2 protein-coding genes are annotated in these 4,102 nt (G+C 65.3%); one reads left to right on the top strand and one right to left on the bottom strand.

The window, feature by feature from the left end; all coding sequences use genetic code 11:
- Positions 1–1,884: beta-ketoacyl synthase N-terminal-like domain-containing protein (locus AC5P1B_RS35500; protein ID WP_493892159.1), on the bottom strand; the 1,884-nt coding region annotated here is incomplete at its 3' end.
- A gap of 1,186 nt (positions 1,885–3,070) precedes the next feature.
- Between AC5P1B_RS35500 and AC5P1B_RS35495 the strand changes: the two genes are divergently transcribed.
- A partial coding sequence (locus AC5P1B_RS35495; protein ID WP_493892158.1) for a beta-ketoacyl synthase N-terminal-like domain-containing protein occupies positions 3,071–4,102 on the top strand: 1,032 nt, incomplete at its 3' end.

Raw genomic sequence — 4,102 nt, 5'->3', positions numbered from 1 at the left:
GAACACAGGCGAGGTATCCAGCAGATCCGCCGCCATACCCGCCCACTGCGACCCCTGACCCGGAAAGACGAACACCGTCTTCCCAACCGAGGCCCCAGCCCTCCCAGCAACCACCCCTCCAGCTGGATCGCCGGCCGCCAACCGCCGCAGTCCTTCAACCAACTCATCCCGGTCGCGACCAAGAACCACCGCGCGGTGTTCAAAGGTGGTACGCGTGGTGGCCAGTGACCAGCCGACGTCCAACGGCTCCAGGACCGGGTGCTCCAGCGTCAGTGCCGACGGCCGCACCGCCTGATCCCGGACTGTCGCTTCTTCCCGTCCTGAGGCCAGCGGCGACACCAGCCCTGCCCGAAGGGCCAACTCGCGGTCTTCCCCTTCGTCGCCCTCGCCAGGACAAGCGTGGTCGGCTTGTTCTACGCGGACGGGGGGTTGTTCGAGGATCAGATAAGCGTTGGTCTCCCCCGCGCCGAAGGAGGAAACCGCCGCACGACGGGGCCGATGGGTACGGGGCCAGGGCTGCGCCTCAGTGATCCAGTCCGCATGCGAAGCCTGCGCGTCGACACGTAGCGTCTTGGGCAGCAGTTCATGCCGTAGCGCCATGACCATCTTGATCACACCCGCCACACCGGCGGAAGCCCCCGCATGGCCGAGGTCGTGCTCAACCGACCCGAGCCACAAGGGTCGTTCAGCGGTACGGAACTGACCGTAGGTGGCCAGCAGCGCCTGGGCCTCGGTCGCATCGCCCAGCGCCGCGCCTACACCGTGCACCTCCAACGCATCGACGTCGGTCGCCGCCAGTCCCGAGTCGATAAGCCCCGAGTCGATCAGGGCTCGGCGGATCACTCCCTCCCGCAAGGGAGCATCCGAGACGGGCGAGCCGTCACCAACCCCGGCCTGACATGCCACGCTCTTCCGTACCACCGCCAGCACCTGGTGACCATCGCGCTGCGCTAGCGACAACGGCTCCAGCAACAGCATTGCCGCGCCCTCACCCCGCACACCGCCGTCCGTGTGCTGGGCGAACATTGTGGACCGTCGTCCGACCGCGACCGCGACCGCCTCATGGTGCTTGTTGTCCTCCGCCCACTCGCCCGGCGCGGCCATCGCCACCCCGCCAGCCAGGGCCATGGAGCACTCGCCAGCCCGCAACGCCTGACACGCCATATGCAGCGCTACCAAGGAGGACGAGTCTCCCGTGTCCACACTGACGCTCGGCCCCTCCACGCCCAAAACGTGCGCCACCTGGCCGGAAGCGCCGCCGATCACGTCGTCCGCCAGCAACGAGCCACCGTCACCGTCCGAGGCCTCATGCTCGTCTACAGCGCATCCCTGCGACGTAGCCCCCACGAAAACCCCGGTGTGACTGCCCCTGAGCGAAGCCAGTTCGACGCCCGCCTGCTCCACCGCCTGCCTGGTGACATCCAGCAGCAGTTGCTGGTGGCAGCTGGCCGCCGACGTCCCTTGTGCAGAAGTCCCGGCTGAGGCCGGATTCAACTCGGTTACGTCGCCCAGTTGTTCACCCGGGGGCGCTGAGGAGGTACCCAAGGTACTCGGTCGCTTCGTGTCCGGGACGTCCAACTCTTCGAGGTCCCCGCCCCTGCCGGTCGGAGTACCGGACATCGCGCCGTCTCCCGCCACCAGCAGTTCCCACAACGCCTCGGGAGACGAGACTCCTCCCGGGTACCGGCACGCCATCCCCACCACAGCGATGGGTTCTTCGGCCGACACCTCGCCCACGCCCGCCCTTTCTCGCACATCACCCTGGTCACCCAAAACCTCGACTCGCCGGAGATCGGCCAACGCGGCGGGAGTGAGGGGCACGCGGTCTTCACCAGTGGAATAACTCGCCGCCGAGTCCCGCTGACCCTGGTCCTTCTTGCTCAACTCTCGTCCCTCGCCCTCTTGTCCAGCGTCATGAACGGCGACCCGCGCCGCCGCCTGCGTCCCCGGTGCGGTCACCGGGCTCCAGCCAGGCGGCGCGACATGGCAGTACGTCCGTCTCGTATCGAAAGAACTGAATTCGGCCGTGGCGACGATCGCTGAGGCGAGTCAATCGCGATGACCTCAACCTCACACCGAGAAATCCCACGCAGCCAGCAATGGAAGCGGTCAGCGCCATCGAGAAAATAACCCATCGCGTCTTGCCTCCTGAGTGCAGCACAAGCGTTCTGAGTGCTTTCATCACCCGCCACCCCCCGGCAGACATCCACGCGATAGCGTTTTCCCGAAACCGAGTGGACCCCGGAAGACGATCGGACCTAGCAGCCCAAGGAATCAGCAAATAAATCCTCTGGCGGCGAGACGGCTCATCGCAGCCTGACAGGGCTGCTCACGCCACAAGATCGCCGCATCGCAGAGTTCGCCCCCCGACAGGCAACCTCTCACACGCGGGCGGCACAAAGCTTTACCGTACCGACGTCGGTTGATCGCCTCAACCCCACTTCTCTCACCTTCACCCCACCTTTCACCGCAGACCCCAGAATTCAAAGAATAAAACGCACGCACGTTCTTCCACGCACCAACGACAAACACAAAAGAGCTGGCATCACCCCAGCTCAAGGGGGCAATGACCCAACCACCCCCCTCCGGAATTTCTCGAACGCAACGCCGATTCCCGGCTCTCCATCTCCCTCCCCACCCCTCTCCCATGAGATCCCCAGGCCTCCTATAGGGGTTTTCCAGTCGCCCTATAGGGGTTGCCCGAATCTCCCCTACCTAAATAATCTCGCCTTCGAGAGTCATCGATCGGAGGACGGAACATAAACGCCCTCCGCTGTGGGCATGCAACATGGCGATGACTCACGGCACAGGTAAGGGGAGCTGGGCGGCATGACACAGGTTTTCACATCAGCCGCCCCTCAGGCCTGCCTGCCTTCAAATTCTGGCGACCGAATACAGCCACATACCTGAATTCGGCTCTCTGTACGTCGCCATCCAGCTGCCCTGTAGGCTTCGGCGTCGCGCTGCTCTCTGTTATCGGAGCCTCCGGCTCCCAGCAACCTCAAAAAAGTCTCACGCCATCCGGCTGTGGCACCGCCATGTCGACTGCGTTTCGGGTTTGGAGACCATGATGACGTCACCTGGTGACAAGGTCGTCGAAGCACTCCGGGCATCGCTCAAGGAGAACGAAAGCCTTCGACAGCAGAACCAGCGGCTGGTCGCCGCGTCGATGGAGCCGATCGCGGTGGTGGGCATGGCCTGCCGGTACCCGGGCGGAGCGTCCTCACCCGAAGCATTGTGGAACCTGATCGCCACGGGTGGCGACGCCATCGCCGGATTCCCCACCGACCGCGGCTGGGACCTGGACGCACTGTACGACCCGGACCCCGAACAACCGGGCACCTCCTACGCACGCGAAGGCGGGTTCCTCTACGACGTAGCCGACTTCGACTCCACCTTCTTCGGCATCTCCCCTCGCGAAGCGCTGGCGATGGACCCCCAGCAACGGCTCCTGCTGGAAACCGCCTGGGAAGCCCTCGAACGTGCGGGCATCAACCCAACCACCCTCAAAGGCAGCCAGACCGGCGTGTTTGCTGGCGCCAGCTCGCAGGGGTACGCGCCAAACCTCAGCAAGACGCCCGAACAGCTTGAGGGTTACCTGCTGGCTGGAACCTCGAACAGTGTGGTGACGGGCCGGGTGGCGTACACCCTGGGGCTGGAAGGCCCGGCGGTCACGGTGGACACCGCGTGCTCGTCTTCTCTGGTGGCGCTGCATCTGGCGTGTCAGGCCCTGCGTAACAGTGAATGCTCCCTTGCCCTGGCGGGCGGGGTGGCGGTGATGGCCACGCCGGGCGTCTTCGTGGAGTTCAGTCGACAACGTGGAATGGCAGTCGATGGGCGGTGCAAGGCGTTCGCCGCCAGTGCAGACGGCGCCGGCTGGGGCGAGGGCGCCGGAATCCTCGTACTGGCACGGCTCTCCGACGCTCAGCGTCAAGGTCTCCCTGTGCTGGCGGTGATGCGGGGCAGTGCGGTCAATCAGGACGGAGCCAGCAGTCGCCTGACGGCTCCGAATGGTCCTTCGCAGCAGCGGGTGATTCGGCAGGCTCTGGTGAACGCGGGGCTGGTGGCGGCCGATGTCGATGCGGTCGAGGCCCACGGCACC

The organism is Streptomyces sp. A01 (assembly GCF_059026195.1).
Note: the sequence above shows the minus strand (reverse complement) of the source record. Positions and strands in the feature narration are given on the sequence as shown.